This is a genomic window from Streptomyces lasiicapitis (assembly GCF_014646335.1).
Taxonomy (GTDB): domain Bacteria; phylum Actinomycetota; class Actinomycetes; order Streptomycetales; family Streptomycetaceae; genus Streptomyces; species Streptomyces lasiicapitis.
Genome location: NZ_BMNG01000031.1, coordinates 12216 through 37698 on the forward strand (window position 1 = coordinate 12216; position 25483 = coordinate 37698).

A 25483-nucleotide genomic window follows, 5' to 3' on the forward strand; every position below is an offset into this window, starting at 1 on the left:
TTGCCAAGACCATCGTCGTAACGCGGCGGAGTCGATCATGTTTCGCACCCGGGCGGGTGAGAAGCGGCACGCCGGGCGCGGGGGCGGGCGGGGCCTCAGGTGGTGAAGCCCGCGACCCGCAGGGCGTGTACGAGGTCCCAGTGGCGCTCGTCCGACGCGGCCTTCGCCGCCTGCAGGAGCAGCGGGATGAGCCGGGGCGGGTCGGTGTGCGCGCAGGCCGCGACGTCCTCGGCGCTGCGCACGCGGACGTACGCGTCAAGGAGGGCCCCGGCCTCCCGGTCGCGCCCCGCGTCGGCGAGGGCGATCAGGGACTCGGCGATCTCCGGGGCGGGCCGGGCCACGCCCTGGCGCAGCAGCTTGCGGCAGTCGTCGGCGCGGCCCGCCCCGGCGAGCGCGTCGGCGACGGCGACGAGCCGGTCGGGCGGCAGCGAGGCGGCCTCCCACAGCAGGGTCGCCCAGTCCGCGGCGAGGCCCGCGTGGTGCAGTTCCTCGGCGAACAGCGGAAGCCGGGCCGCGGGCCAGCCCGCCGCCTCCACGAGCACTCCGTGCGCCTCGCCGCTGCGGCCCTCGCCGCGCAGCCGGATCAGCGCCTTGACGGCGTCGACGGTGGCGCGTTCGTCGGCGAGGCGGGCGTCGACAGCGGCGTGTTCGGCGGTGGCACGTGCTTCGGCGGCCTCGGCTGCCGTCGGGTCGGCCGTCCGGGACCGCTTCGGGGTGCGTGGGGCGGCGTCCATGGCCTGGGCGTAGCGGGCGCCTCGGGGGGTCCTGCCGTCGGCGGACGGCTCGTCGGACGGCGGGGCGGGGAGGGGGCCGAGCACGTCCGCCTCCCCGGCCTCGATCCCGGCGAAGCGGGCGCCTCGGGGGCGGCGGCGGGGGGCGGACTGGCGGGGGACGCGGGGGGTGGCGGGGGGTGGGGGGTCGGCGGGGGTGGGGCTTTCGGGGACGGGGCCTTCGGAAGTGCGGTGGTCGGGAGTGCGGTGGTCAGGGGCGTACGCGGAGACGTATCCGTCGGCGTCGGCGGGAGGGTGGTCCTGGCTCTGCGCCTGGTTCGGGAACACCCCGTCGTGCCCCGGGCCGCCGAAGTCCATCCACTGCGGTGCCCGCGTCCGGTCGAGGCGCTCCATGCGGGCGCGCAGCTCACCGCAGCGCGCGGCGGCGCGCTCGTGGTCGTCGCGCACCCATGCCAGGTCCAGGTGGATGCGGTCCACTTCGTCGGGCGTGGCCGCGACGGCGAGGGCCCGCGCGAGTTCCTGCTGGCGCTCCAGGGCGAACCGCTGCTCCTGGAGCATCAGGTCGAGCCGGTCGCTGAGGAGTTCACGGCCACCGGGCCGGTCGTCGTACGCGGCGACCGACGCGGCGTGCAGCGCCCGCGCCCGCCCCGTCTCGACGTGCGCGACGCCCACCCCGGAGTCGGCCGCGAGGTCGTGCAACAGCGCCTGGACGACGTCCCAGGGCGGCACCTCGGCGCCCTCCAGGCAGGCGCGCATGCCGTCCGGGTCACGGGACCAGAACACCCCGCACCACCCGTCGCCCTGGTCGATCCGGGCCATGAGCTCGTTCAGGTATTTCGCGAACTCCCGGACTTGGTCCGGGAGTTGTCCCACTGCCATCGTCGGGCACCGCCCCCTGGGAGACTGGAGTCTGCCGGTCCGGAAGATAACACCAGACGCGTTACGGGACGGCTACACGCGGTTTTCCGAAGGCTTCGTTAATTACTTGGACGTGCGACGTGAAGCGTGGCTAGTCTGCGCACATGTCCAGTCCCGAGGCGAACAGACTCTAGCCACCGGCGTTCCGGTGGCTGCCCGTCGAGTTCCTCGGTGCCCGCGCCGCCCTGACGGCGACGCGGAAGCTGTGCCGTTCGCGCACGCAGTGCCGCTCTTCGACGCCGCACGCCTTCACCCTCTCGGCCACGGGCACTCTCTCCGTCACGGGATCGCCGCAGTGCCGTAGTCACGGACTGCTTCCCCCCTTCTTGATCACCCCTTTCCCACTCACCCGCGCGGCAGTCGCGCGGCCCTGCGCGGTGGTCCGCCCCCGCGCCGCCGAGGGCTGCCCGTCGCCCGTGCGGGTCACGTCGATCCACGCTGTGGTTGCGGAGATTCGCTGTGCCATTCGTCCTGTATCTGCTCGCCCTCGCCGTGTTCGCACAGGGCACGTCCGAGTTCATGCTGTCCGGCCTGGTGTCGGACATCGCCGCCGACATGGAGGTGTCGGTCCCGGCCGCCGGGTCGCTGACCTCGGCGTTCGCCGTCGGAATGATTGTCGGGGCGCCCTCGATGGCGGTGCTGAGCCTGCGCTGGTCGCGCCGCCGCGCCCTCCTCGGCTTCCTGGTGACGTTCCTGCTCGCGCATGTGGTGGGCGCGCTGACCACCAGCTACGCCGTACTGCTCGGCACCCGCGTCGTCGGCGCCCTCGCCAACGCCGGTTTCCTCGCCGTGGCCCTCGCCACCGCGACCGGCCTGGTCGCGCCGGACGCCAAGGGCCGGGCCACCTCGATCCTGCTCGGCGGCACCACGCTCGCCTGCGTCGCGGGCGTACCGGGCGGCGCGCTGCTCGGCCAACTGTGGGGGTGGCGGGCCGCGTTCTGGGCGGTGGCCCTGCTCTCGGTGCCGGCCGTGATCGCCGTCGCACGGGCGGTACCGGCGGACGCGCGCACCGCCACCACCGGCACCAAGGCCGGGAGCGGAACCGCCCGCACAGAGCTGCGGGCACTGCGCTCACCCCAGCTCCTCCTGACCCTCCTGCTCGGCGCCCTGGTCAACGGCGCGACGTTCTGCGCCTTCACCTACCTCGAACCCCTGGCCACGCACGTCACCGGCATCGGCGACGCGTGGGTGCCCGCGCTCCTCGCCCTGTTCGGGCTCGGCTCCTCGGTGGGCGTCGCGCTCGGCGGACGCTTCGCCGACACCCGGCCGGTACCACTCCTGGTGGGCGGCGCGGTGGCGCTGCTCGCGGGCTGGACGGCGCTCGCGCTCACGGCGGGCAACCCGGTCGCGGTGGTCGCCCTGGCCTTCACCCAGGGGCTGCTGTCGTTCGCGGTCGGCTCCACCTTGATCTCGCAGGCGTTGTACGCGGCCACGGGAGCGCCGACGCTGGCGGGCGGGTTCGCTACGGCCGCCCTCAACATCGGCGCGGCGGTGGGCCCTTGGGCGGGCGGTCAGGCGATCGCGGCCGGCCTGGGCTACCGCTCGCCGCTGTGGGTCAGCGCCCTGCTGGTGACGCTGGCGCTCACTACGGCGGGCGTGGCACTGCTCGCCCGACGGCGCCGACAGGGCCGGAAGATCGCCTTGAACATTTAGTTGTGTCGCTGTAATGATTATAGAGACACAACTACTTTCCGGGGGCTCGCATGACCCACCTCACCCCTCGTCAACGCTGGTCGGTCCTCGCCGTGTGCTGCATGAGCCTGCTGATCGTCAGCCTCGACGTCACCGCTCTGAACGTCGCGCTGCCGTCCATCCAGGACGACCTGCACAGCTCCACGTCCGGGCTGCAATGGACGGTCGACGGCTACACCCTCACCCTGGCGAGCCTGCTGATGTTCTCCGGCTCACTCGCCGACAGGGTGGGCCGACGCCGCGTCTTCCAGGTCGGATTGACGGTCTTCACCGGGGCCTCGCTGCTGTGCAGCGCGGCCCCGGGGCTGAACTGGCTGATCGCGGCACGCGTGCTCCAGGCGGTCGGGGGCTCGATGCTCAACCCCGTCGCCCTGTCGATCCTCAGCAACACCTTCCCCGACTCCCGCGAGCGCGCCCGCGCGATCGGCGCGTGGAGCGGCGTCGTCGGCATCAGCATGGCCGCGGGACCGATCATCGGCGGCGCGCTCGTGGAGTCGGCCGGCTGGCGGGCCATCTTCTGGATCAACGTGCCCATCGGCCTGGCCGCGCTCGCCCTGACCCGGCGGTACATACCCGAGTCCCGCGCCGCACGTCCACGCCGCGCCGACCCGGTCGGCCAGGTCCTGGTCGTCGTCCTGCTCGCCACGGTGACGTACGCGATCATCGAGTCACCGGTCCGGGGCTGGACCTCGCCGCTCGTCGTCGCGTGCGCGATCGCGGCGCTGTGCGCGCTCCTCGGGCTGCTGCGGTACGAGCCCCGACGCACCGACCCCCTCATCGACCTGCGGTTCTTTGGTTCCGCGCCGTTCGCGGGGGCGACCGTCATCGCTGTCGCCTCGTTCTTCGCGCTGGGCGGCTTCCTCTTCGTCAGCTCCCTTTACCTGCAGAACGTACGAGGCCTGGACCCGCTGCACGCCGGTCTGTTCATGCTGCCCATGGCACTGATGGCCCTGATCGGCGCACCGCTTTCCGGGCGGATCCTCGCGGCCCGGGGACCCCGCGTACCTCTGGTGGCAGCCGGGGCCGCGCTGTCCGCGAGCGCCGTACTGCAGGCACTCACGTACTCCGCCCATCTCTCGGTGGCGCCGCTGTTCTGCGCCTACGCGCTGTTCGGCATCGGCTTCGGGATGGTCACAGCCCCGATCACCAACACCGCCGTGTCCGCGATGCCGCGCGCACAGGCGGGCGTCGCCGCCGCGGTGGCCTCGGCCTGTCGCCAGTTCGGCCAGTCGCTGGGCGTGGCGGTCATCGGCGCACTCATGGCGGCCGGTACGCACAGGGGCACGGCGGCCTTCATCGAGGCGAGCCGGACGGCCTGGTGGATCATCGCCGGGTGCGGCGGCGCGGTACTCCTGGTGGGTACGCTCACCTCTGGCCGCTGGGCCCGGTCCACGGCCCGGCTCACCGCGGAGCGGTTGGCCGCCGAGGAGACGAGAACGACGGTGAAGACTTGATGGAGCGCCCGGGCGACGACGCCACCCTGGAGACGGCCACGCGGGTCTGGCAGGGGCTGAACACCCTCGTGGCGGACCGCCACAACCGCCGCAAGGAAGTCGCCGACGCGCTCGGCATGAGCTTCAGCCGCATCCGTGCCCTGCGCCGGATCGCCCCCGGCCCGCTCACTCTGCGGGAGTTGGCGCAGCGGATGAGCGCCGACCCTCCGTACACGACTGTCATCGTCGACGACCTGGTGAAGCGCGGCCTCGCCGAACGCGTCGCCCACCCCGTCGACCGGCGCTCCAAGCTGGTCCGCCTCACCGCCGAGGGCAAGGCGGCCGCCGACCGCGCCATCGCGATCCTCACCGTCCCGCCGGACGACCTGCTCGCCCTCCCCCGCGAGGACATCGAGGCCCTCGACCGCGTGGTGTCGAAGCTGCTGGGCTGACCTCAGACGGGAACCAGCGCGCAGGTCCGGGCCACGTCGTCCATCGACAGCTCCAGCGCCACCGCCAGGGCAGCGACGGTGAAGAAGGCGGGCGTCGGGGCCCGCCCCGTCTCGATCTTGCGGAGGGTCTCCGCCGAGATCCCGGCGCTCGCGGCCACCTCCACCATGCTCCGCGCGCCGCGCGCCTCGCGCAGCAGACGGCCGAGTCTCTCGCCGCGTTCACGCTCTTCGGGGGTCAGTGGGGTGCGCACCATGTCGCCATCCTACCCCCGGACGCCATTTAAATACCGGTATAGTAATTGGCATGGTCGAACTCAAGACAGACACATCCATCGACGCGATGCGCGAGTCGGGCCGCGTGGTCGCGCGCGCCCTGGCCGCGGTGCGCCGGGCGGCGGCCGTCGGCGTCACGCTGCGGGACCTCGACGAGGTGGCGCACCAGGTCCTCAAGGACGCGGGCGCCACCTCGCCGTTCCTGCACTACCACCCGTCGTTCGCGCCGGTCCCCTTCCCCGCCACGCTCTGCACGTCGGTCAACGACGCGGTGGTGCACGGCGTCCCGGACGGCTATCGCCTGTGCGACGGAGACCTGCTGTCAGTGGACTTCGGCGCCGTCCTGGACGGCTGGGCGGGCGACTCGGCCATCAGCTTCATCGTCGGCACCCCGCGCCCCGAGGACGTCCGCCTGATCGAGACCGCCGAGCGCGCCCTGGCCGCGGGCATCGCCGCGGCCGTCGTGGGCAACCGCATCGGTGACATCGCGCACGCGATCGGCACGGTCTGCCGGACCGCGGGCTACGGCATCCTCGAGGGCTTCGGCGGGCACGGCATCGGCCGCACCATGCACGAGGACCCCGGGGTGCCGAACGAGGGCCGCCCCGGCAGCGGCATGCCACTGCGGCACGGCATGGTGCTCGCCATCGAGCCGATGCTGCTCGCGGGCGGCAAGGACTTCTTCCACACCGCGCCGGACGGCTGGACACTGCGCACGGACGACGGCAGCCGCGCCGCGCACGCGGAGCACACGGTGGCGATCACGCGCGCGGGACCGCGCGTCCTGACGGCCCTGTAGGGCGCCCGGAATCGGGCGGAGCGGTGTCCGGGTACGTGGCCGGCATGCCGCATCACGAAAGGGTCCGCGCCCCCTCGCGAGCAGGGCGGCGCGGACCCGGGGTCACCGTGCGCGGCCTACGACCGCGGCTTCACCACCATCGCCGACCCTCCGCCCCGCCGCTCCTTCTCCGCCGCCGCGAGCCACTGACCGCCCGCGAGCCGCTGCACACCGGTCGCGGCCCCGATCTCCGGGTTCTGCTTGAAGGAGTGCCCGATCGCCTCCAGATCGCGCCGCACCTGGCTGTTCCAAAGCCCCGGCTCCAGCTCGGTCTGCGCGGCGTTGCGCTGACTGGCGCGCGGCGCCGCGATGGCGTCGACCAGATGCATGTCCCGGTCCAGGAAGCCGGTCAGGGTCTGCAGCACGGTCGTGATGATGGTCGCGCCGCCCGGCGAGCCGAGCGCCACGACCGGCCGGTCGCGCCCGTCGAGCACGATGGTCGGCGAGAGCGACGAGCGCGGCCGCTTGCCGGGACCCGGCAGGTTCGGGTCGTGCACGGCCGGGTTGGCCGGCGCGAAGGAGAAGTCGGTCAGCTCGTTGTTCAGCAGGAACCCGCGCCCCGGCACGGTGATCCCGCTGCCGCCCGTCTGCTCGATGGTGAGGGTGTACGCGACGACGTTGCCCCACTTGTCGGCCACCGTCAGATGCGTGGTGTTCTCACCCTCGTACGTCGTCGGGGCCGCCTCGCCCGTGCTGGCGCAGGGCGCAGGATGCCTCGGGTTGCCGGGCGCGAGCGGGCTCTTGAGCACCGCGTCGTCCTTGATCAGGCACTCCCGGGAGTCCGCGAACCTCTGCGAGAGCAGCTGCTTCTTCGGTACGTCCTCGAAGGCGGGGTCGCCCACCCAGCGGCCCCGGTCGGCGAAGGCGATGCGGCTGGCCTCGATGTAGCGGTGCAGATAGCGCTTCTGCGAGGCCTTGGAGAGGTCGGTGCGCTCCAGGATGTTCAGGGCCTCGCCGACGGTGGTGCCGCCGGAGGACGAGGGCGCCATGGAGTAGACGCCGAACCCGCGGTAGGACGTCCTCGTCGCGGCGCGGCGCTTCACCTCGTAGTCGCGCAGGTCCTTCATGGACAGGTCGCCGGGGCGGGCCTCGCGGTCGGACTCGGGGTCCACGGGCGGCTTGTTGACGGTGCGGACCACGTCACGGCCGAGCTTGCCGTGGTAGAGCGCGTCGACGCCCTCGCGGCCCAACTCGTCATACGTCCGCGCGAGATCGGGGTTCTTGAACGTGGAGCCGACCACGGGCAGCTTCCCGCCCGGCAGGAACAGCTCCGCGGTGGCGGGGAAGTCCGCGAACCGCGCCTGGTTGGTCTCGGTCTGCGCGCGGAAGGTCTTGTCGACCTTGAAGCCGTGCCGCGCGATCCGCTCCGCGGGCTTCAGGACCGTGCCGAGGTCCTCGCTCCCCCACGAGTCGAGCGCCTCCTGCCAGGTGGCGGGCGTGCCGGGGGTGCCCACGCCGAGGCCGCTGGTGACGGCGTCCGCGAACGGCAGCGGCTTGCCGTTCTCCAGGAAGAGGCCGGAGTCCGCGGTGCGCGGCGCGGTCTCGCGGCCGTCGAGGGTGCGCACCGTGCGGGACTTCGCGTCGTAGTACACGAAGTAACCGCCGCCGCCGACGCCCGCCGAGTACGGCTCGGTCACGCCGAGCGCCGCCGCCGTGGCGACCGCCGCGTCCACGGCGTTGCCGCCCTTCCTCAGGACCTCGATGCCGGCGGCGGACGCGTCCTGGTCGACGCTCGCCACCGCGCCGCCGTGGCCGACGGCCACCGGCGTCTTCTCCGGGGCCGAAGCGGCCGATTCCGGTCTTGCGCCGGCTTCGGCCGCTGTGGCCGATTCGGCTCCTGTGCCCGGTTGCGCTGAGGGCGAAGGCGAAGGGGGCGCGGCCGCACCGACCGTCACCAATACCCCGCCGACCGTCCAAAGCGTCATTTTCCGTACGACACCGCGACGCATTCGTACCTCCAGTCAACAGCCGTCTGCGCAGCGTAACTTCGGGTCCCCCGCGTCGCCATGGGGTCTTCGAACGAGGCTCCGAATGGCCGCTAGCATGCGCCCTCATGACTGAAGACGTGCGCCATCTCGTCCTCGGCCTGCTCGCGGTCGTCGTGAGCGCCGCCCTGGGCTGGCTCCTCCGTACGCAGGTGTGGAAGCGCAAGCTCCGGCGCAAGCAGGCCTTCTTCGGGCTGCCCGCGAACTCCGAGTCGCTGCTCGTGGTCAACCGCGAGGCGACAGGGCCCGAGCTGACCGTGACGCGCCACGACGTGTTCTCACTCCTGGAGCTGGCCGCACTGATCAAGGACTGCGGCGCGCACTCCCAGGTCGTCGCGCACGACGCGGTGCAGCAGGGCTTCGGCGAGCGCACCGAGTTCTGCGTCGGCAACCCGGCGGTGCACCGCCGCATGGCCGCGCACATGCACTCCCTGCTGCCCGGCGTGCGCGTCAACACCGAGCCGGAGCCCGGCCCGGACCGGGGCGCCTTCCAGATCGGCAGCGAGCGCTACCGCATGGAGGGCGGCCGTACCGAGTACGTCATCCTGGCCCGCCTCACCGCCGGGCAGCCGCAGGAGGCGCGGCCCGTCTTCCTCTTCTGCGGGCAGCGCGCCATCACCAACCAGGCGGCGTCGCGCTATCTGGCCCGCCACCACGAACGCCTCGCCCGCAAGCACGGCAACAACTCCTTCGCGCTGCTCCTGAAGGTCGTGAACTCGCAGGCGTACGGACCGGACGTGGTCGAGCTCGTCGCGGACGTCACGCGCGCCGCCCAGGAGCCGCTCCCGGCGCCGACCGGGGCGCGCAACTCCCATCGCGCCAAGTGAGCGCGCGCCCACGGAACGTATGCCGCGAATAACGCCTCTATGACGTAGTCGGCGATTTCCGGTCGACAGGGAACCCAAAGGGACCTTCCGCACTCTCTCTCCGGGCAGGCAGTGAACATCCGCACGGAGGTACGTTTCCTTGAGGTCCCGCAGGTCTCTGAGCTCGTCGAACCGCCGACGCTCCATACGCCCCCGCCACGCCGCCGTCGCGGGCGTCGCGGCCCTCGCGGCCGCCCTGTCCGCCTGCTCGGGCGGCGGCTCCGGCTCCGGTTCCGGTGACGACGCCAAGGCGGAGAAGCCGAAGGTCTCCGTGAACCTCACCGGCAGCCAGGCCAAGGCGGGCGTCCCCGTCACCGTGAAGCTGGCCACCAAGGACGCGAAGCTGAAGGACGTCGCGGTCGCCGACGCCGAGGGCACGAAGCTGGCGGGCAAGGTCGCCGCCGACGGCCGCAGCTGGACCTCCGCGCGCAAGGCGGCCCCCGGCACCAGCTACACGGTGCGGGCCACCACCGACGAGGGCGGCGAGGCGAAGAAGGCCTTCAAGACGGCCGCGCCCGAGCAGGTCAACAAGGTCACGATCACGCCGGGCAGCAACCTCAAGACCGTCGGCGTGGCCCAGCCCTTGTCGATCGTGTTCGACAACCCGGTGAAGAACAAGGCCGAGGTCGAGAAGCACCTCAAGGTCAGCACGTCCAACGACACCGCCGGGTCCTGGGGCTGGATCAAGAACTACGACGGCAAGGACCGCGTCGACTGGCGCCCCGAGGAGTACTGGAAGTCCGGCACCAAGGTGGAGCTGGACGCCCAGCTCAACGGCGTCGACTCGGGCGCGCAGGGCGGCTGGTTCGTACGCGACTACGACACCGCCGTCACCGTGGGCAAGAACCAGGTCGTCAAGGTGAACCTGGACAGCAAGACGGCGACGCTGACGCGGGACGGCGAGTCCGTCAAGCGCGTGCCGATGTCGGCGGGCACCCCCGGCGGCGAGAAGGCCTCCTGGGGCGGCACGTCGGTCCTGATGGCCAAGGAGGGCACGATCAACATGCGCTCCGAGACCGTCGGCCTCGGCGACGCCTACGACAAGATGGTCGACTACTCGATGCGGCTCACCTGGTCGGGCATGTACGCGCACGCGGCGCCCTGGAACGCCTCGTACTTCGGCAACACCAACCACAGCTCCGGCTGCGTCGGCATGAGCACCTCCGACGCCTCCTGGCTGTACGGCCAGGTCCAGGTCGGCGACCCCTTCGAGGTCACGGGCTCCGGCTCCAAGGGCACGCCGGACCCGGGCAACGGCTACGGCTTGTGGAACCTGTCCTGGGCGGACTGGCAGGCCAAGAGCGCGCTGAAGCAGACCTCCTGACGCACCAACTGGCGCACCGAAACCGGAAGCCCCAGATGACACTCGCGTCAACAATCGTTACCGGGGCGTAACTTATCGACGGGTTACCCCCGGTAAAGAACCGCGGTTACCGTTCGGTCACTTTGCACTTTCAACAAGTGAGGAAGTGACCCGTGCGAGACCCCCACCAGTCCCTGCGGTCCACGACCGCGGGGGCCGTCTCCGCCGCCCTGATCGCGGGCGCCGCCTTCGGGCTTGCGCCCGCGGCCCAGGCCGCACCCGCCGAACGCCCCGCCGCGGCGGCAACCGCCAGCGTGCGCTTCGTCGACATCCCCGGCGACGGCGGCACCGTCCTCAAGGCCAACGTCGTCACACCCGCGGGCGCGAAGGCGGACAGTTCGTACCCCGTGATCGTGCTGCCCACGAGCTGGGCCATGCCGCAGATCGAATACATCGCGCAGGCCAAGAAGCTCGCCGCGGCCGGCTATGTCGTCGTCAGCTACAACTCCCGCGGCTTCTGGGAGTCCGGCGGCGAGATCGAGGTCGGCGGCCCCGAGGACATCGCCGACGCCTCCAAGGTCATCGGCTGGACCCTGAAGAACACGCCCGCCGACCCCGCGAAGGTCGGTATGGCGGGCGTCAGTTACGGCGCGGGCATCAGCCTGCTGGCCGCCGCGCACGACAAGCGCGTCAAGGCGGTCGGCGCGATGAGCGGCTGGGGCGACCTCGTCGACTCGATCTACAGCGGCCGCACCCAGCACGCCCAGGCGGGCGCCCTGCTCGGCGGCGCGGGCTACCTCACAGGACGCCCCAGCGCCGAACTCCAGCGCATCCTCAAGGACTTCCTCGGCTCGAACCTCGACAGCGAGGACGAGATGATCGCGTGGGGCAGCAAGCGCTCCCCCGCCACCTATGTGGACCGCCTCAACAAGAACGGCGCCGCGATCCTGCTCGCCAACGCCTGGGGCGACACCATCTTCCCGCCCAACCAGTACGCGAGCTTCTACGAGAAGCTGACCGGACCCAAGCGCCTGGAGTTCCGCCCCGGCGACCACGCGACCGCCGAGGCGACCGGCCTGCTCGGCCTGCCCAACGACACCTGGACGAACACCCGGCGCTGGTTCGACCGCTACCTCAAGGGCGAGAAGAACGGCATCGACCAGGAGCAGCCCGTCCAGCTCAAGTCCCGTTCCACGGGCGGCTACGAGGGCTATCCGGACTGGAAGTCGGTCGGCGCCACAAAGAAGAAGATCGACCTCGCGGGCTCCACCACCATCCGCGCGAACGTCGACTCCGGCGCAAACGGCGGCATCGTGATGCTGTCCAACACCCTCGACCAGTTCCTGAAGATCCCGCCGATGGCGTCGATGCCGCTGCTTCCGCGCAGGTACGCGGCGGTATGGCAGTCCGAGCGGGCCGAGCGGGACCGGCGCGTGCGCGGCACCGCGAAGCTGCACACCACGCTCACCAGCACCAAGGAGAGCGGAACCCTCGTCGCCTACCTCTACGACGTGGGCCCGCTCGGCCTCGGCAAGCTGGTCAGCAACGCGCCGTACACCTTCCACGGCAAGACCCCCGGCGAGCCGTTCGCCGTCGACCTGGAGCTGTTCTCCACGGCCTATGACGTCCCGGCAGGGCACCGGCTCGCCCTGGTCGTCGACACGGTCGACCCGCTCTATGTCGAGCACAACCCGTCCGGCGCGCAGCTGACCTTCTCCTCGCCGAGCGCCGACCCGTCGTACGTGTCGGTGCCCCTGCGCGAGCAGTGATCTCCGGCTGCTGCCGGGCGGGCCTGGCCCTCCTGCTGCTGCTCCCGTCAGGGGCCGGGGGCCCTGGGGGGACCCCCGCCCGGCAGCAGCGTCCCTGGTTCAGCCGGGGCGACTTCCACGGCCTCTGTCTTGGGACTGCGCTGCTGTCGCTTGGACACCCAGTAGGCGAACCACGAAAGCAGCATGCACATCCCGATGTAGATCGGTGAGATCACCATGACCACGGGGATGAAAGGCAAATCGTAGTCGAGATTCGACGCGATGAGCTTCCCGGCATGGAGGAACTCCTCATAGGTGATCAGATAGCCGAGCGAGGTGTCCTTCAGGGCCACGACCAACTGGCTGATGATGGCGGGCAACATGGCCCGCACCGCCTGCGGCACCAGGACGTACGACATGACCTGGGTCTTTCTCATGCCAAGGGCGTAAGCGGCCTCCCTCTGCCCGCGCTCGACCGAGTTGACGCCGGAGCGGAACACCTCGGCGAGCACGGAACCGTTGTAGAGCGTGAGCCCGGCGACCAGCGCCGGCAGCGGCTGGACCTTCAGCGCCACGAAGACGAAGAAGATCATCACGAGCACGGGCATCGCGCGGAAGAACTCCACGAGCAGCGTGGCCACCCAGCGCACCACGCGATGGTCCGAAAGCCGCCCGGTGGCGAGCAGCCCGCCGAGCGCGAGCGACAGCGCGGCGGCGATCGCGAAGGCCTTCAGCGTGTTGCCGAGCCCGCGAAGGAGCAGTTCCTGGATGCCCTTGTACTCGAACGGCGTCCACTTGGTCGCGGTGAACTGGTCGGTGTCGAACAGCAGATACAGGACCCAGCCGACGAGGCCGACGATGAGCGCGGTGGAGACGACGCCGTAGAGCAGGTGCCTGCGGCGGGTCCTGGGGCCCGGGATGTCGTAGAGGGCGGTGGCTTGGGGAGCGTGGGCGGTGGTGGTCATCGGGCGACTCCCCAGCGCTTCTCGAGGATGTTGAAGACGGCGCTGATGGCGAGGGTGATGATCAGGTAGCCGAGGGCGATCCAGACGAAGGTCCAGATGATGCTGTAGCCGAGTTCGCCGAGGGTCTTGTACGTGCCGAGGAGTTCGGTGACGCTGAACGCGCCCGCGATGGCGGAGTTCTTGGCGAGGGCGATGAGCGTGGAGCCGACGGGCGAGATCACCGACCGGAAGGCCTGCGGAAGCACCACTCCGGACAGGGTCTGACTGAAGGTCATGCCGAGGCTGCGGGCCGCCTCGCCCTGCCCCGTGGGCACGGTGTTGATGCCCGAGCGCAGGGCCTCGCAGATGAACGCCGAGGTGTAACAGCCGAGCGCGAGCACGGCGAACACCTCGAAGGGCAGCACGAGTCCGAACCGCGGCAGGCCGAGCAGCACCGCGAAGAACAGCAGCGTCAGCGGCGTGTTGCGGAGCACCGCCACCCACACCGCGCCGAACACCCGGAACGACCCGACGGGCGCGACCCGGAAGGACGCCATGACGAACCCGAGCGCGAGCGCGAGCAGCGAGGCGTACACGGTGAGTTCGACGGTGCCGAGGAAGCCGTCCCCGAACGTGGAGAAGTTGTCTGTCAGTACGTCCACGACGCCTCCTCAGCTCGCCGGGTAGCGGTCGATGGCGGGCGGCTTCGGCGCCGGGACGCCGGAGAGCCCGAGGGTGGCCTCGTACGCCTTCTTCCAGTCGCCGTCCTTCTCCCGGGCGGCGAGGGCGTCGTCGATGGCGAACCGCAGCGTGTTGTCGCCGCGCGGGACGCCGATGCCGTAGGGCTCCTCGGAGAAGGGCTTGCCGACCAGCTTGAGTTCGTCGGGCAGCTTGGCCGCGTACCCGATGAGGATCGCGTCGTCGGTGGTGACGGCGTCGACCTGATAGGTCAGCAGATTGTCGACACACACGGAGTACGTGTCGTACGCGACGAGCGTCGCCTTCGGGTAGTCCTGCTTGATGCGCTGGTACGGCGTGGAGCCCGCGGCGGAGCACACGCGCTTTCCGTTCAGGTCCCGCGGGCCCTTGATGTCGTCCTCGTCGTGCCGCACGAGCAGGCCCTGCCCTGCCATGTAGTACGGGCCCGCGAAGCCGACGAGCTTCTTGCGGAGGTCGTTGATGGTGTAGGTGCCGACGTAGTAGTCGATCTGCCCGTTCTGCAGGGCGGTCTCGCGGTTGGCGGACGCGATCGTCTTGAAGGAGATCTTCCCGGGGTCCATGCCCAGGGAGGCCGAGACCATCTTGGCGATCTCGATGTCGAAGCCGGTGTAGCGGCCGCTCGCCGGGTCCTTCTCGCCGAGGTAGGGCTGGTCCTCCTTGACGCCGACGACGAAGCGGCCGCGCCTCTCCGCCTTGCGCCAGGTGCCGGACTTCGGCAGCTCGAAGCCCTGCGCCACCTGGTACTTCGGCAGTTGCCCCGCCGCTGGGCCCTTCGTCGGCGGGCTGCCCTCCTTGCCGCACGCGGCAGTGGCGAGCGCGGCGAGGACGAGCGCGGCGAACAGACGTGTCGTACGGAGCATGCTCACTCAGCCCCCCGTCAGTGCTTGAGGATCTTGGAGAGGAAGTCCTTGGCGCGCTCGCTCTCCGGGTGGGTGAAGAAGTCCTCGGGGGCGCGGTCCTCCACGACGCGGCCGTCGGCCATGAAGACCACGCGGTTGGCGGCCGACCGGGCGAAGCCCATCTCGTGGGTGACGACGACCATGGTCATGCCGTCCCGGGCGAGCTGCTGCATGACCTCGAGGACCTCGTTGATCATCTCCGGGTCGAGGGCCGACGTCGGCTCGTCGAAGAGCATGACCTTGGGGTCCATGGCCAGCGCGCGGGCGATGGCCACGCGCTGCTGCTGGCCGCCGGAGAGCTGCGCCGGGTACTTGTCGGCCTGCGAGGCGAGACCGACGCGTTCGAGCAGCTCCCGGGAGCGCTGGTCCGCCTCGTCCTTCTTGCGGCCCCTGACCTTCACCTGGCCCATGGAGACGTTCTGCAGCACGGTCTTGTGCGCGAAGAGATTGAACGACTGGAAGACCATGCCCACTTCGGAGCGGAGCCGCGCGAGCTCCTTGCCCTCCTCGGGCAGCGGCTGCCCGTCCAGACGGATCAGGCCCGACTGGATGGTCTCAAGACGGTTGATCGTCCGGCAGAGCGTTGATTTTCCCGACCCCGAAGGGCCGATGACCACGACCACCTCCCCCTTGCCGACGGTGAGGTCGATGTCCTGGAGGACATGCAGCTCTCCGTAGTACTTGTTCACGTCACGCAGCTCGATCAACGGATCGACGGCCATGCCCAGACCTGCCCACTCATCGCGGTGTCGGTCAGCGCAAACTATCCACGCGAAAACGGGACTTATTGGACGACACGCACTTATGGGCATTAACCGTATTTGAGGCTACGTTGCCTGGCGGCTACGTCTCCGACGCCTCCGCGTAGACCTGAGACAACTCGGGGGTGCCCTGGACCGCCCAGTCGAGCCCCGCGGCGACCACCTGGATCTCCCGGCCCGAGGCGAGCCGCACCACCGGGGTGCCGCCGGGCAGCACCTGCCAGACCGCGCCGGGCACCGTCCGTACGATCACCGTGCCCAGGTAGAGCCCCGCGTCGTTGCCGAGCCAGGGCAGCGTCTCCGCGTCGTCGCGCCAGCGCGGCGGGAGCTGGTCGAGGGCCGCCAGGGAGGCCGGGGAGTCGTCGAGCGCGAGCCCCGCGGTGCCCGCCTGCGAGCGCAGCAGCTCGCACTCGGAAAGCAGCTCGGCCACCCCGTCCGGGTCCTCCTCGAAGACGGCGGCGAGCTTGAGGCCCGGCTCGCTCGGGTGCCGCTTGCGCCACTTGTCCAGGAACGGAATGTTCATGACCGGCCTCTCCGTGGGGTGCCCGGGCCGCGTCCCCGGGCGGGCCGGGGCGGCCGGACGGCGGATCCGCGTTCCAAGGAATGTATCTTGCGGCAGTTGCACACGGAATCAGGTGAATCGCGGCTTGCTCGTTCCCGCTGGTCAGCGGCGGGTGAAGGCCAGGATCGTGGCCAGGTTCATCGGGCGGCGGGTGGAGAGGTAGAGATAGGGGGCGCGGTGGTGCGGGCCGCGCAGCTCCACGCGCAGCGCGGTGGGGACGTAGCCGCGCAGCAGGAGCAGGGCGTACGCGTTCGCCTTGTACGTGCGCCACTCGAAGGCCTCGCCCGCGTCGAGGATCTCGGTGGTGCCGAGGTCGTCGATCGGGATGGCCCGGTCGCCCACGAGCAGCGTGCCGGGCGTCACGACGATGCGGGCCGAGCCGTAGCGGTGAACCAGCGGGCCGAACACGGCGCCCACGAGGACGACGCCGGCCGCGGCGGCGACGGGCCCGAAGGGCAGCAGCAGACCGCCGAAGAGACAGCCGCCCAACACGACGAGGAACCACCACACGGCCGGGACGGTCAGGCGCTCATCGTAAAGATGCATGGGGCCATCCTGGCACTGGCGTGCGGGTGGGGGTGCGGGGGCCTCGGTCCGCCGCCCCCGGAGCGACAATCCGCCGTCCATGTCGCGTTCATTGACGGGCATCTGACTGCTCTTTAGTTTCATCACGCACCGTCCGTCGCAACGCCCGCCGTGAGAAGGGTTCGTCGTGCGAAGACGTATCTGGGGAACCGCAGCCGTACTCGCCTTGCTCACCGGCCTCGCGCCGGTGGCCGCGGCGGAGGCCGCACCGAGGCCCTCGGCCGCCGAACCGCTCCCCCTGGAGCGGCTGTTCGACAACCGGGCCGTCAGCGACGACGCGCGCCCCGCCGACGCGGACTTCGACGGCTCGGGCGGCTCGCTGTCGGCGCGGGACCTGGCGGCGGCGGGCTGGACGCCGGGCCGCGCCCTGGGCGTCGACGGCGCCCGGCTGGCCTGGCCGGACCGGGCGGCGGGCGAGCCGGACAACGTGCGTGCGGACGGGCAGGCGGTGCGGGTGCGCGGGCGCGGGGACGCGCTGGCGTTCCTGGTGGCGGGCACCGGCGGGGAGGCGACCGGCACGGGCAGTGTGCGCTACCGGGACGGGTCGCGCGCCGCCTTCCGCCTCACCGCGCCGGACTGGCGCGGCGGCCCGCTCGCCACCAAGTCCGTGGCGCTGCCGCACATCAACACCCCCGGCGGCCAACTCGCCGAGAAGGCAAAGCTGTACGTGGTCACCGTGCCGCTCGCGCGCGGGCGTGAGGTGGCCTCGGTGGTGCTGCCCCCGGACCCGGGCGCGGGCGCCGACCTGCATGTGTTCGCCCTGTCGGTGCGGGGCGAGGCCAAGGGGTGGACGGGGAGCTGGTCGGCCTCGACGGCGGGGTACACCGCGGTGGGTCCCTGGGAGGACCGGACGGTACGGCTCGTCGTGCACACCCGCACCGGGGGGCCGCGGGTGCGGATCCGGCTCGACAACACCTTCGCGGGGACGCCGGTCAGGATCGGCAGTGCCACGGTCGCCGTGCAGGAGGCGGGCGCGGGGGCGCGGGGCGCGCCGGTGGCGCTGCGGTTCGGCGGAGCCTCGGGGACCGAGATCCCCGCCGGGGCGCAGGCGTTCAGCGACCCGCTGCGGTTCGCGGTGCCGCCGGACGCGAACCTGCTCGTCAGCTTCCATCTGCCGGGGAAGGTGGCCTCGACGCCCGTGCACAGCGCGGCCCTCCAGACGTCGTACGTCAGCGGGCCCGGGGACCACGCGGCGGACGGCTCCGGGGCCGCGTACACCTCCACGTTGAAGACGTGGCCGCTGCTCACCGGCGTCGACGTCGGGGGCGGCGCCGGGTCCGTGGTGCTGCTCGGCGACTCCATCACGGACGGCGTCGGCTCCACGCCCGACACCAACCGCCGCTGGCCGGACGAGTTGGCGCGGCGGCTGCTCGCCCAGGACCCCGACGATGGGGTGCCGCGCTACGGCGTCCTCAACCAGGGCATCTCCGCGAACCGGGTCGTGGCCGACCGCTATCCCGGGGACGGCGTCTCCACCGACACCGGCGGGGTGAGCGCGCTGCACCGGCTCGACCGGGACGTCTTCGCGCAGACGTCCGTGCGGACGGTGGTCGTCTTCGAGGGTGTCAACGATGTGCGGTGGGGGGCTTCGGCGGAGGAGGTCGTCGCCGGGTTGCGGGAGATCGCTCTGCGGGGGCGGGAGCGGGGGGTGCGGGTCGTCGCTGCGACTGTTGTGCCTTGTGAGGGGGAGGCTCGTTGCACTTCCGCGGTGGACGCGGAGCGGGTGAAGGTCAACTCCTACTTGCGTGGGAGCGGTGACTTCGACGCTGTGCTCGACTTCGACGCTGCCCTGCGGGATCCGGAGCGGCCGGCTCGGCTGTTGCCCGCGTATGACAGTGGGGATCATCTGCATCCGGGCGATGCGGGGTTGGCTGCGCTGGCTCGGTCGGTGGAGTTGGGGGAGCTGGTGGGGTAGGGGGCCCGGCTGGGAGCTCCCCAAGCCCGCCCCTTCCCGTAACCAGGGGGCTCCGCCCCCTGGACCCCCGTATCGCCGCTTCGCGGCTCGTCCTCAAACGCCGGACGGGCTAGATCTGGCTAGGTATGGCCCCTCCCGGGGGAAAGCTCACAGCCCCAGGTCCACCACGACCGGTGCGTGGTCGGAGGCACCCTTGCCCTTGCGTTCCTCGCGGTCGACGTACGAGTCGGACACCGCCTTGGCGAACGACTCGTTGCCGTACACAAGATCGATCCGCATGCCCTTGTTCTTGGGGAAGCCCAGCTCGCGGTAGTCCCAGTACGTGAAGGGGTGGTCGTACTTGAGGGGGCGCGGGACGACGTCCTGGAGGCCGGTGTCGCGGAGGGCGGCGAGGGCGGCGCGCTCGGCGGGGGTGACGTGGGTGGCGCCTTCGAAGAGGGAGGGGTCCCAGACGTCGTCGTCGGTCGGGGCGACGTTGTAGTCACCGAGGACGGCGAAGGGGAGGGAGCCGGCCGCGTCCTCGGTGACGGCGGCCTTGAGGGCCTCGAACCAGGCGAGCTTGTAGGCGTAGTGGTCGTGGTCGACCTCGCGGCCGTTGGGCACGTACACCGACCAGAGGCGGACGGGGCCGCAGGTCGCGGCGATCGCGCGGGGCTCCTGCGCGCCGTCGTAGTCGGGTCCGCCGGGCAGGCTCGGGGTCACGTCGGTGAGGCCCACCCGGGAGATCAGTGCCACGCCGTTCCACCGGCCGGTGGCGTTCACCGCCGACTCGTACCCGAGCTCACGCAGCGCCTCGGTGGGGAACTGCTCCGCGGTGCACTTGGTCTCCTGGACGCACAGCACGTCCGTGCCGGTCTTCTCCAGCCAGGCCAGGAGCCGGGGCAGACGGGCGGTGATCGAGTTCACGTTCCAGGTCGCAATCCGCATGGGAAACAACCTACCCGCCACCACTGACAGTCACGGACCCGCCGCCCGCCCCGCCCCCTGCGCCCTCAGAGGTCCGCCGACTCCCCCGGCGTCAGCCGCACGTGCTCCGTCCCGCCGAGCCGCCCGATGTGCCCGTCGTAGATCGGCCGCGCCAGGTCCGTGAGGAGCGCGTCGTGGATGTCGTAGGCGCGCCTCGGCTTGACCTCGCGTACGTACTCGATGACTTCGGCGATCTTGTTCCAGGGGGCCATCACCGGGACCATCAGGGTGTCGACGGGCTGCTCGGGGACCGTGAACGCGTCGCCGGGGTGGAAGACCGCGCCGTCGACGAGATAGCCGACGTTGGTGACGCGGGGCAGGTCCGGGTGGATCACCGCGTGCAGCTCGCCGTGGACCTGGACGTCGAACCCGGCGGCCGTGAACGTGTCGCCGTGGCCGACGGTGTGCACGCGCCCCGGGAAGGCCGCGGAGATCTGGTCGGCGACGGACGCGAGGGTCCAGATCTCGGCGGCCGGGTTGGCCTCCAGGGCGGCGCGCAGCCGGTCCTCGTCGAAGTGGTCGGGGTGCTCGTGGGTGACGAGGACCGCGTCCGCGCCGGCGGCCGCGTCGTCCTCGCTGAAGCCGCCCGGGTCGATGACGAGGAGCCTGCCGTCCTTCTCCAGGCGCACGCACGCGTGGGACTTCTTCGTGAGCTTGATACGAGACGTCGTCATGTCCCCATCCTGCTCCTCCCCCGCTCCGCGGCGCGGGTCCGGGCCACCCCCGCGCGGGTCCGGGCTACTCCTGCGCGGGTCCGGGCTACTCCTGCGGAGTCGTCTCCTCGCGGATCACCTTCTGCGCGACCCGGAACGCGCTGTTCGCCGCCGGGACCCCGCAGTACACCGCGGCCTGCAGCAGCACTTCCTTGATCTCGGCCGGGGTGAGGCCGTTGCGCAGCGCGGCCCGGGTGTGGAACGCCAGCTCCTCCAGGTGGCCGCCCGCGACGAGCGCGGTCAGGGTGACGCAGCTGCGGGTGCGGCGGTCCAGACCCGGGCGGTTCCACACCTCGCCCCAGGCGTAGCGGGTGACGAGCTCCTGGAAGTCCGAGGAGAACTCGTCGGCGGCGGCGAGCGCCCGGTCGACGTGCGCGTCGCCGAGGACCTCGCGGCGGACCTTCATGCCCGCCGCGTACGCGTCCGGGCGGACGTCCGTGGCCTCGGGCTGCTCCACGGCGGCGATCTCGGCGACCGGCACGGCGGGCGGCGGGGCGAGCACCGGCTTGACGGGCGGCGCCGTGATGGCGTGCTGGCCGGTGGCGTGGGCGTCCGGCGCGGCCTGCCAGGCACTGGAGAAGTGCCGTACGAGGAGGTCGGTGACCGCGGCGGGCTGCTCCACGGGGGCCAGATGGGAGGCGCCGGGCACGACGGCCAGGCGGGCGTCGGGGATTCCGGCGACGAGGGTGCGGGCCTCGCCCTGGCCCGTCACCTGGTCCTCGGAGCCGACCAGGACCAGCGTCGGCACTCCTATGCTGGCGAGTTCCGCGCGGATGTCGAAGCTGGCGAGCGCCTCGCAGGCGGCGATGTAGCAGCCGGGGTCGGTCGTGCGCACCATCTGTACGGCCCAGTCCGTGATGGCGGGCTGTGCGGCGGCGAAGCCAGGGGTGAACCAGCGCTCGGGCGAGCTGCGCGCGATCGGGTCGAGGCCGTTGGTGCGGACGATCACGCCGCGCTGCCGGAACTCGTCGGCGGTGCCGAACCGCGGTGACGTGGCGATGAGCGCCAGCGAGGCCACGCGGTGCGGGTGCCGCAGCGCCAGCTCGGCGCCGATGGCACCGCCGAGCGCGCAGCCCGCGTACCCGAAGCGCTGCACTCCGAGTTCGTCGAGCGTGCCGAGCAGCCGGGCGGCGACCTCGCCCACGGAGTCCACGGGGTAGGCGGGCGCGCCGCCGTGCCCCGGCATGTCGAAGCGGAACACCCGCCAGTGCTTGCTCAGTTCGGGCACCTGCCGGTCCCACATGTGCCACGTGGTCCCGATGGACGGGCCCAGGACCAGGACCGGGGCGTCGTCCGGCCCGTCAAAGCGGTATTGCAGCGCTGCAGTCTTCGTCTCGCTCACCCGCTCCACGCTGCCACATCTCACGGGCACCTCTGTGCCGGGGGTCTGCGGGTACGGGTCGGACGAGGTGAAGGTCTTCGGGGCGGAGAAGTGTCGAGGCGTGAGGATCTAGAGAGCTCTCTAAATTTTGAGTACTCTCTAATTTAAGGGTCACGGCGGACGAAGGGGTGTGCGCGGATGCAGACGGCCGACGGAGGGCTGCGTGAGCAGCGAAAAGCCCAGCGGCGTAAGCGGATTCTCGACGCGGCGCGCGAACTGCTGCGGGACAACCCGGAATCGGTGCTCAGCACCGAGCGGATCGCCGAGCGGGCGCAGGTCGCACCGGCCACCGTGTACAACCTGATCGGGCCGCGCGACAAGATCTGGGAGGCGCTCGCCGCCGGGTTCATGGACGAACTCGGGCGCCGGCTCGCGGTCCTTGGGGCCAGTGATCCGCGGGAGGTCGTCAGGTCGACCGTCCGGCTCTTCGTGGACGACCCCGTCGTATCGCGTCGCATGGTGCGCGAGTGGGAGGCGAGCGGCCTCGTGCTCGACCGCAGCCCGATCCACCAGATCCGCGAGGCGCTGGCGGACGCGCGGACGCAGGGTCTGCTGCGCGCCGACGTCGACACCGACGCGCTGGCCTCCGTGGTCGCCACCTCGTGCGTGGGCGCGCTGCATCAGTGGGTCGCCGCCCTGATCGACGACGACCGGTTCCTCGCGCGTGCCCTGTTCGCGATGGACGTCGCGCTCGCCGCGGCGGCCGCGGACGCCCACCGCGCGCGGTTGCTCGCGCCGCTGCGGACGCGAGGCACGGCATGACGGCCGGGGCGCCGTCGCAGCCCCGGCACTTCGTGGGCCGCGACGGGACACGGCTCACGGCGGACGTGTGGGGCGAGGCGTCCGCGCCCCCTCTCGTCCTGCTGCACGGCGGCGGCCAGACCCGGCACGCCTGGGACCGGACGGGCCCTCGCCTTGCCGCGCTGGGGTGGCGGGTCGTCGCCCCGGACCTGCGCGGGCACGGCTCCAGCGGATGGTCGGCCGACGGTGACTACGACGTCGACCTGTTCGCCGACGACGTACGGGCCCTCGTCGCCGAACTCGGCGGGCGGCCGACGCTCGTCGGTGCCTCGCTCGGCGGGCTGAGCGCGCTGCTCGCCGCCGGGGAGGCGCCCAGGGCGGCGATTCGCGCCCTGGTGCTCGTCGACGTCGCCCACCGCCCCGACCCGCGCGGGGTGCGCCGGATCATCGAGTTCATGCGGCGTCGTCCTGACGGATTCGCCGACGTCGGGGAGGCGGCCGCGGCGGTCTCCGCCTATCTGCCGCACCGCCCGGCTCCGGACGACCCCGAGCGGATCCGGCACAACCTGCGGCGCCACGGCGACCGCTGGGTCTGGCACTGGGATCCCCGGCTGCTGGACAGCTTCGAGGGCCGGGTGGACCCGCCCGGCATGGCCGAGCGTCTCCTCGGCGCCGCGCGCCACGCCGACGTACCGATCCTGCTCGTCCGCGGCGGGATCAGCGACGTCGTACGCGACGACATCGCCGAGGAGTTCCGCGACCGGGTTCCGCGCGCGCGGCGCGTCGACGTTGCCGACGCGGGCCACATGGTGGCGGGCGACCGCAACGATCACTTCATCGACGCGATCGTGCCGTTCCTGGAGGCCCACGCCACCGCACCCCGTCCCGGTGTTTCGGTGCGGCGTGTTCGGTGAGGATCACCGGATGACGATGACCCCGCCGCCCGCAGCCCCGCTCCCCCACCTCGACGCCGACGCCCTCGCCCGGCTCGTCCCCATGAGTGCCGCCGTCGACGCCGTCGAGGACGTGCTCGTCGGCGGCGGGCTCGACCCCGAGGCCGAACCCGCGCGTTCCGTCGTCGGCGTGACGGGCGGTCAGCTGCTGCTCATGCCCTCGTCGACCGCCACGTACGCGGGCGTGAAGGTGGCGTCCGTGACGCCGGGCAACCCCGCCCTCGGGCTCCCCCGCGTCCAGGGCCTCTACCTGCTGCTCGACGGCGTGACCCACCAGCCCCTCGCCCTGCTCGACGGCATCGCGCTCACCTCGCTGCGTACGCCCGCCGTGTCCGGTGCGGCGATCCGCCGGCTCGCCGTGCCGGAGGTGCGGCGGCTGCTCGTGTTCGGGACCGGGCCGCAGGCCTGGGGGCACGTGGAGGCGGTACGGGCGGTGCGGCCCGGTCTCGCGCACGTGGACGTCGTCGGGCGGGACCGGGGGCGCGTGGACGCCTTCGTGGCGCGGTGTCGGGAGGCGGGGCTCACGGCGGCGGCCGCGACCCCGGACGATGTCGCGCACGCCGACGTCGTGTGCTGCTGCACCACCGCACGCGAGCCGCTGTTCGACAGCGCGCTGCTCGCCCCGCACGCGACGGTCGCAGCCGTCGGCTCGCACGAGCCCGACGCGCGCGAGGTCGACGAGCGCCTTGTCGGCAGGGCCACGGTCGTCGCCGAGTCCCGGTCCGTGGCGATGCGCGAGTGCGGCGACATCGTGCAGGCCGTGGCCGCCGCGGCCTTCGACCTCGGCCGCCTGCACACGCTGCGCGAACTGGCCCGCGACGAGGTGCCCGTCGACGACGCCCGCCCGCGCCTGTTCAAGTCGGCGGGCATGGCCTGGGAGGACCTGGCGGTGGCGGTGACGGCGTACGAGAGGGGACAGAAGGCCGAGGGCTGAGTCTGCGGCCGGGCCCGCCCCCTCACTCCACCGTCACCGGATGCCGCACCACCGCGTCGAACAAGTACCCCTGCGTGTTGTGCGCCGTCGTGCCCGGCTGGACGCGGCCCGTGGTGTCGGTGGCGCGGGCCAGGAGTGTCGCCGGGCCGGGGGTGCGTGGGCGCCAGTCGGTGGACCAGCGGACCCAGGAGCCGTGTCGGGGTACGTCGTGGAGGCGGGCGCGGTGCCACGTGGTGCCGTGGTCGGTGCTGATGTCGACTCGGGTGACGGCGCCGCCGCCGGACCAGGAGCGGCCGGTCAGGCGGTGCCGTTCCCCGGCGCGGAGGGTCGCGTTCCAGGGGAGTTCGTAGACCGACTTGAGGGTCTGGCGGGTGAGCGGGGTCGAGCCCTCCGGCGGGTGTCCCGGGCCGAACAGGCGGTAGAAGTCCGTGTTCCAGGGTGAGTAGAGCGGCTTCGTCGACACCTCGATGTCGCCGACCCACTTCACCGACGCGATGCCGACCCAGGACGGGACGAGGACGCGCACGGGGTGGCCGTGGTCGGGCGGGAGCGGCTCGCCGTTCATCTCGTACGCGAGGAGCACGTCGTCGAGGGCCTTGGCGAGCGGCAGCGGGCGCCGCACCCGGCCGAGGTTGGTGCCGTCGGCCGTGACGTAGTCGTCGTCGAGGCCGCGCGGCATGACGTCGACGGCGCGGTGCGACAGGCCCGCGCGGCGCAGGACGTCGGCGAGCCGGACCCCGCGCCAGCGGGCGGTCCCGATAGCGCCGAACGTCCAGGGCGTGCCCGACACCGCCTGGCCCTGCTGCGTCGCGAAGAGGGTGCGGCCGTTGCCCGCGCACTCCACGAACGCCGTGCGCGTCGTCGACGGCAGCCGCTTGAGGTCGGCGAGCGTGAACTCCCGCGCGCCGCCGGTGAGTCCGTCGCCCCAGACCGTGAGCTTCCAGGCGGCGGCGTCCAGACGCGGGGTGGTGGTGTGGTTGCGTACGAAGAAGTGGGAGGCGGGGGTGAGTTGGCCGGTGCCCGCCAGGGACTCGAACTTCGTCTCGGCGTTCGTGCCGCGCACCGTGAACAGTTCGTCGGGCAGCGGTTTGACGATGCCCGGCGCCCTCGCGGCGCTCGCGCGCGACACGGCGAGCGCGGCCGGGACGGCGTCCGCGAGCCGGGACGGGT

General features: G+C 72.0%; 25 protein-coding genes. 11 read left to right on the plus strand and 14 right to left on the minus strand.

Going from position 1 to position 25483, the window contains the following annotated elements:
• Positions 1 to 95 precede the first annotated feature (95 nt).
• On the minus strand, positions 96 to 1610 hold the full coding sequence (locus tag IEY91_RS40760) for a hypothetical protein (protein WP_189177812.1): 1515 nt from the start codon (positions 1608 to 1610) through the stop codon (positions 96 to 98).
• A 169-nt stretch (positions 1611 to 1779) separates the two neighbouring features.
• Positions 1780 to 1914 (minus strand): hypothetical protein, encoded by a 135-nt coding sequence (locus IEY91_RS42460; protein WP_268240961.1) that lies wholly within the window; start codon positions 1912 to 1914, stop codon positions 1780 to 1782.
• Between the two features lie 194 nt (positions 1915 to 2108).
• Between IEY91_RS42460 and IEY91_RS40765 the strand changes: the two genes are divergently transcribed.
• From IEY91_RS40765 to IEY91_RS40775, 3 genes are read left to right on the plus strand one after another with little or no spacing between them, the layout of a single operon-like run.
• Positions 2109 to 3302, plus strand: coding sequence for a Cmx/CmrA family chloramphenicol efflux MFS transporter (locus IEY91_RS40765; RefSeq protein WP_189177813.1), 1194 nt, complete (start codon positions 2109 to 2111; stop codon positions 3300 to 3302).
• 50 nt (positions 3303 to 3352) lie between these two features.
• Entirely contained in the window at positions 3353 to 4795 is a 1443-nt protein-coding gene (locus IEY91_RS40770; protein WP_189177814.1) for an MFS transporter, read from the plus strand.
• A complete protein-coding gene (locus IEY91_RS40775; RefSeq protein WP_189177827.1) occupies positions 4795 to 5226 on the plus strand; it encodes a MarR family winged helix-turn-helix transcriptional regulator in 432 nt (143 codons plus the stop codon). The genes IEY91_RS40770 and IEY91_RS40775 overlap by 1 nt, the downstream gene beginning before the upstream one ends.
• A 2-nt stretch (positions 5227 to 5228) precedes the next feature.
• On the opposite strand, the gene IEY91_RS40780 is transcribed toward IEY91_RS40775, so the two are convergent.
• Positions 5229 to 5480, minus strand: coding sequence for a helix-turn-helix domain-containing protein (locus IEY91_RS40780; protein WP_164318828.1), 252 nt, complete (start codon positions 5478 to 5480; stop codon positions 5229 to 5231).
• 50 nt (positions 5481 to 5530) lie between these two features.
• On the opposite strand from IEY91_RS40780, the gene map reads away from it, so the two are divergent.
• Complete coding sequence (gene map, locus IEY91_RS40785) at positions 5531 to 6298, plus strand: type I methionyl aminopeptidase (RefSeq protein WP_164318830.1); 768 nt, start codon at positions 5531 to 5533, stop codon at positions 6296 to 6298.
• A gap of 116 nt (positions 6299 to 6414) precedes the next feature.
• On the opposite strand, the gene ggt is transcribed toward map, so the two are convergent.
• On the minus strand, positions 6415 to 8286 hold the full coding sequence (ggt, locus tag IEY91_RS40790; protein ID WP_189177815.1) for a gamma-glutamyltransferase: 1872 nt from the start codon (positions 8284 to 8286) through the stop codon (positions 6415 to 6417).
• Positions 8287 to 8390: 104 nt separating this feature from the next.
• Here ggt and IEY91_RS40795 point away from each other — a divergent pair, with 104 nt between their 5' ends.
• The 3 genes from IEY91_RS40795 (at position 8391) to IEY91_RS40805 (ending at position 12260) form a co-directional block, all read left to right on the plus strand.
• Complete coding sequence (locus IEY91_RS40795) at positions 8391 to 9149, plus strand: hypothetical protein (RefSeq protein WP_189177816.1); 759 nt, start codon at positions 8391 to 8393, stop codon at positions 9147 to 9149.
• A 139-nt stretch (positions 9150 to 9288) separates the two neighbouring features.
• Entirely contained in the window at positions 9289 to 10512 is a 1224-nt protein-coding gene (locus tag IEY91_RS40800; RefSeq protein ID WP_373288134.1) for a L,D-transpeptidase, read from the plus strand.
• Between the two features lie 152 nt (positions 10513 to 10664).
• The gene (locus IEY91_RS40805; protein WP_189177817.1) at positions 10665 to 12260 is read left to right on the plus strand and encodes a CocE/NonD family hydrolase; all 1596 of its coding nucleotides are present in this window, start codon (positions 10665 to 10667) and stop codon (positions 12258 to 12260) included.
• A gap of 47 nt (positions 12261 to 12307) precedes the next feature.
• On the opposite strand, the gene IEY91_RS40810 is transcribed toward IEY91_RS40805, so the two are convergent.
• The 6 genes from IEY91_RS40810 to IEY91_RS40835 all read right to left on the minus strand — a co-directional run bounded on the left by IEY91_RS40810 (position 12308) and on the right by IEY91_RS40835 (position 16671).
• Complete coding sequence (locus IEY91_RS40810; RefSeq protein WP_189177818.1) at positions 12308 to 13204, minus strand: amino acid ABC transporter permease; 897 nt, start codon at positions 13202 to 13204, stop codon at positions 12308 to 12310.
• The gene (locus IEY91_RS40815; RefSeq protein ID WP_189177819.1) at positions 13201 to 13845 is read right to left on the minus strand and encodes an amino acid ABC transporter permease; all 645 of its coding nucleotides are present in this window, start codon (positions 13843 to 13845) and stop codon (positions 13201 to 13203) included. Before IEY91_RS40815 ends, IEY91_RS40810 begins: the two co-directional genes overlap by 4 nt.
• Positions 13846 to 13854: 9 nt before the next feature.
• The gene (locus tag IEY91_RS40820; protein ID WP_189177820.1) at positions 13855 to 14763 is read right to left on the minus strand and encodes a glutamate ABC transporter substrate-binding protein; all 909 of its coding nucleotides are present in this window, start codon (positions 14761 to 14763) and stop codon (positions 13855 to 13857) included.
• A gap of 17 nt (positions 14764 to 14780) precedes the next feature.
• Entirely contained in the window at positions 14781 to 15524 is a 744-nt protein-coding gene (locus IEY91_RS40825) for an amino acid ABC transporter ATP-binding protein (RefSeq protein ID WP_189177821.1), read from the minus strand.
• A 121-nt stretch (positions 15525 to 15645) separates the two neighbouring features.
• Positions 15646 to 16086, minus strand: coding sequence for a DUF6278 family protein (locus tag IEY91_RS40830; protein WP_189177822.1), 441 nt, complete (start codon positions 16084 to 16086; stop codon positions 15646 to 15648).
• Between the two features lie 141 nt (positions 16087 to 16227).
• Entirely contained in the window at positions 16228 to 16671 is a 444-nt protein-coding gene (locus IEY91_RS40835; RefSeq protein WP_164318847.1) for a DUF3093 domain-containing protein, read from the minus strand.
• Between the two features lie 166 nt (positions 16672 to 16837).
• Between IEY91_RS40835 and IEY91_RS40840 the strand changes: the two genes are divergently transcribed.
• Complete coding sequence (locus IEY91_RS40840) at positions 16838 to 18625, plus strand: SGNH/GDSL hydrolase family protein (protein ID WP_189177823.1); 1788 nt, start codon at positions 16838 to 16840, stop codon at positions 18623 to 18625.
• A 147-nt stretch (positions 18626 to 18772) separates the two neighbouring features.
• Here the strand turns inward: IEY91_RS40840 and IEY91_RS40845 are convergent, their stop codons facing one another.
• The 3 genes from IEY91_RS40845 to pcaDC form a co-directional block, all read right to left on the minus strand.
• Entirely contained in the window at positions 18773 to 19552 is a 780-nt protein-coding gene (locus tag IEY91_RS40845) for an exodeoxyribonuclease III (protein ID WP_164318851.1), read from the minus strand.
• A 65-nt stretch (positions 19553 to 19617) separates the two neighbouring features.
• Complete coding sequence (locus IEY91_RS40850) at positions 19618 to 20250, minus strand: MBL fold metallo-hydrolase (RefSeq protein ID WP_164328063.1); 633 nt, start codon at positions 20248 to 20250, stop codon at positions 19618 to 19620.
• 100 nt (positions 20251 to 20350) lie between these two features.
• Positions 20351 to 21646, minus strand: coding sequence for a bifunctional 3-oxoadipate enol-lactonase/4-carboxymuconolactone decarboxylase PcaDC (gene pcaDC / locus IEY91_RS40855; protein ID WP_164318853.1), 1296 nt, complete (start codon positions 21644 to 21646; stop codon positions 20351 to 20353).
• A gap of 177 nt (positions 21647 to 21823) precedes the next feature.
• On the opposite strand from pcaDC, the gene IEY91_RS40860 reads away from it, so the two are divergent.
• From IEY91_RS40860 to IEY91_RS40870, 3 genes are read left to right on the plus strand one after another with little or no spacing between them, the layout of a single operon-like run.
• Complete coding sequence (locus tag IEY91_RS40860; protein WP_189177824.1) at positions 21824 to 22447, plus strand: TetR/AcrR family transcriptional regulator; 624 nt, start codon at positions 21824 to 21826, stop codon at positions 22445 to 22447.
• On the plus strand, positions 22444 to 23340 hold the full coding sequence (locus IEY91_RS40865) for an alpha/beta fold hydrolase (RefSeq protein ID WP_189177825.1): 897 nt from the start codon (positions 22444 to 22446) through the stop codon (positions 23338 to 23340). Before IEY91_RS40860 ends, IEY91_RS40865 begins: the two co-directional genes overlap by 4 nt.
• A gap of 10 nt (positions 23341 to 23350) precedes the next feature.
• A complete protein-coding gene (locus tag IEY91_RS40870; RefSeq protein WP_164318859.1) occupies positions 23351 to 24313 on the plus strand; it encodes an ornithine cyclodeaminase family protein in 963 nt (320 codons plus the stop codon).
• A 22-nt stretch (positions 24314 to 24335) separates the two neighbouring features.
• On the opposite strand, the gene IEY91_RS40875 is transcribed toward IEY91_RS40870, so the two are convergent.
• Positions 24336 to 25483 (minus strand): sulfite oxidase (locus tag IEY91_RS40875; RefSeq protein WP_189177826.1); only part of this gene is annotated, 1148 nt, incomplete at its 5' end.

What these genes read in the sequence shown, in the direction of transcription:
- IEY91_RS40760 (WP_189177812.1), bottom strand. Translation starts at nt 1,610, where the DNA reads ATGGCAGTGGGACAACTCCCGGACCAAGTCCGGGAGTTCGCGAAATAC.
- IEY91_RS40770 (WP_189177814.1), top strand. Translation starts at nt 3,353, where the DNA reads ATGACCCACCTCACCCCTCGTCAACGCTGGTCGGTCCTCGCCGTGTGC.
- IEY91_RS40775 (WP_189177827.1), top strand. Translation starts at nt 4,795, where the DNA reads ATGGAGCGCCCGGGCGACGACGCCACCCTGGAGACGGCCACGCGGGTC.
- IEY91_RS40780 (WP_164318828.1), bottom strand. Translation starts at nt 5,480, where the DNA reads ATGGTGCGCACCCCACTGACCCCCGAAGAGCGTGAACGCGGCGAGAGA.
- map (WP_164318830.1), top strand. Translation starts at nt 5,531, where the DNA reads ATGGTCGAACTCAAGACAGACACATCCATCGACGCGATGCGCGAGTCG.
- ggt (WP_189177815.1), bottom strand. Translation starts at nt 8,286, where the DNA reads ATGCGTCGCGGTGTCGTACGGAAAATGACGCTTTGGACGGTCGGCGGG.
- IEY91_RS40795 (WP_189177816.1), top strand. Translation starts at nt 8,391, where the DNA reads ATGACTGAAGACGTGCGCCATCTCGTCCTCGGCCTGCTCGCGGTCGTC.
- IEY91_RS40810 (WP_189177818.1), bottom strand. Translation starts at nt 13,204, where the DNA reads ATGACCACCACCGCCCACGCTCCCCAAGCCACCGCCCTCTACGACATC.
- IEY91_RS40820 (WP_189177820.1), bottom strand. Translation starts at nt 14,763, where the DNA reads ATGCTCCGTACGACACGTCTGTTCGCCGCGCTCGTCCTCGCCGCGCTC.
- IEY91_RS40825 (WP_189177821.1), bottom strand. Translation starts at nt 15,524, where the DNA reads ATGGCCGTCGATCCGTTGATCGAGCTGCGTGACGTGAACAAGTACTAC.
- IEY91_RS40830 (WP_189177822.1), bottom strand. Translation starts at nt 16,086, where the DNA reads ATGAACATTCCGTTCCTGGACAAGTGGCGCAAGCGGCACCCGAGCGAG.
- IEY91_RS40835 (WP_164318847.1), bottom strand. Translation starts at nt 16,671, where the DNA reads ATGCATCTTTACGATGAGCGCCTGACCGTCCCGGCCGTGTGGTGGTTC.
- IEY91_RS40845 (WP_164318851.1), bottom strand. Translation starts at nt 19,552, where the DNA reads ATGCGGATTGCGACCTGGAACGTGAACTCGATCACCGCCCGTCTGCCC.
- IEY91_RS40860 (WP_189177824.1), top strand. Translation starts at nt 21,824, where the DNA reads ATGCAGACGGCCGACGGAGGGCTGCGTGAGCAGCGAAAAGCCCAGCGG.
- IEY91_RS40865 (WP_189177825.1), top strand. Translation starts at nt 22,444, where the DNA reads ATGACGGCCGGGGCGCCGTCGCAGCCCCGGCACTTCGTGGGCCGCGAC.
- IEY91_RS40870 (WP_164318859.1), top strand. Translation starts at nt 23,351, where the DNA reads ATGACGATGACCCCGCCGCCCGCAGCCCCGCTCCCCCACCTCGACGCC.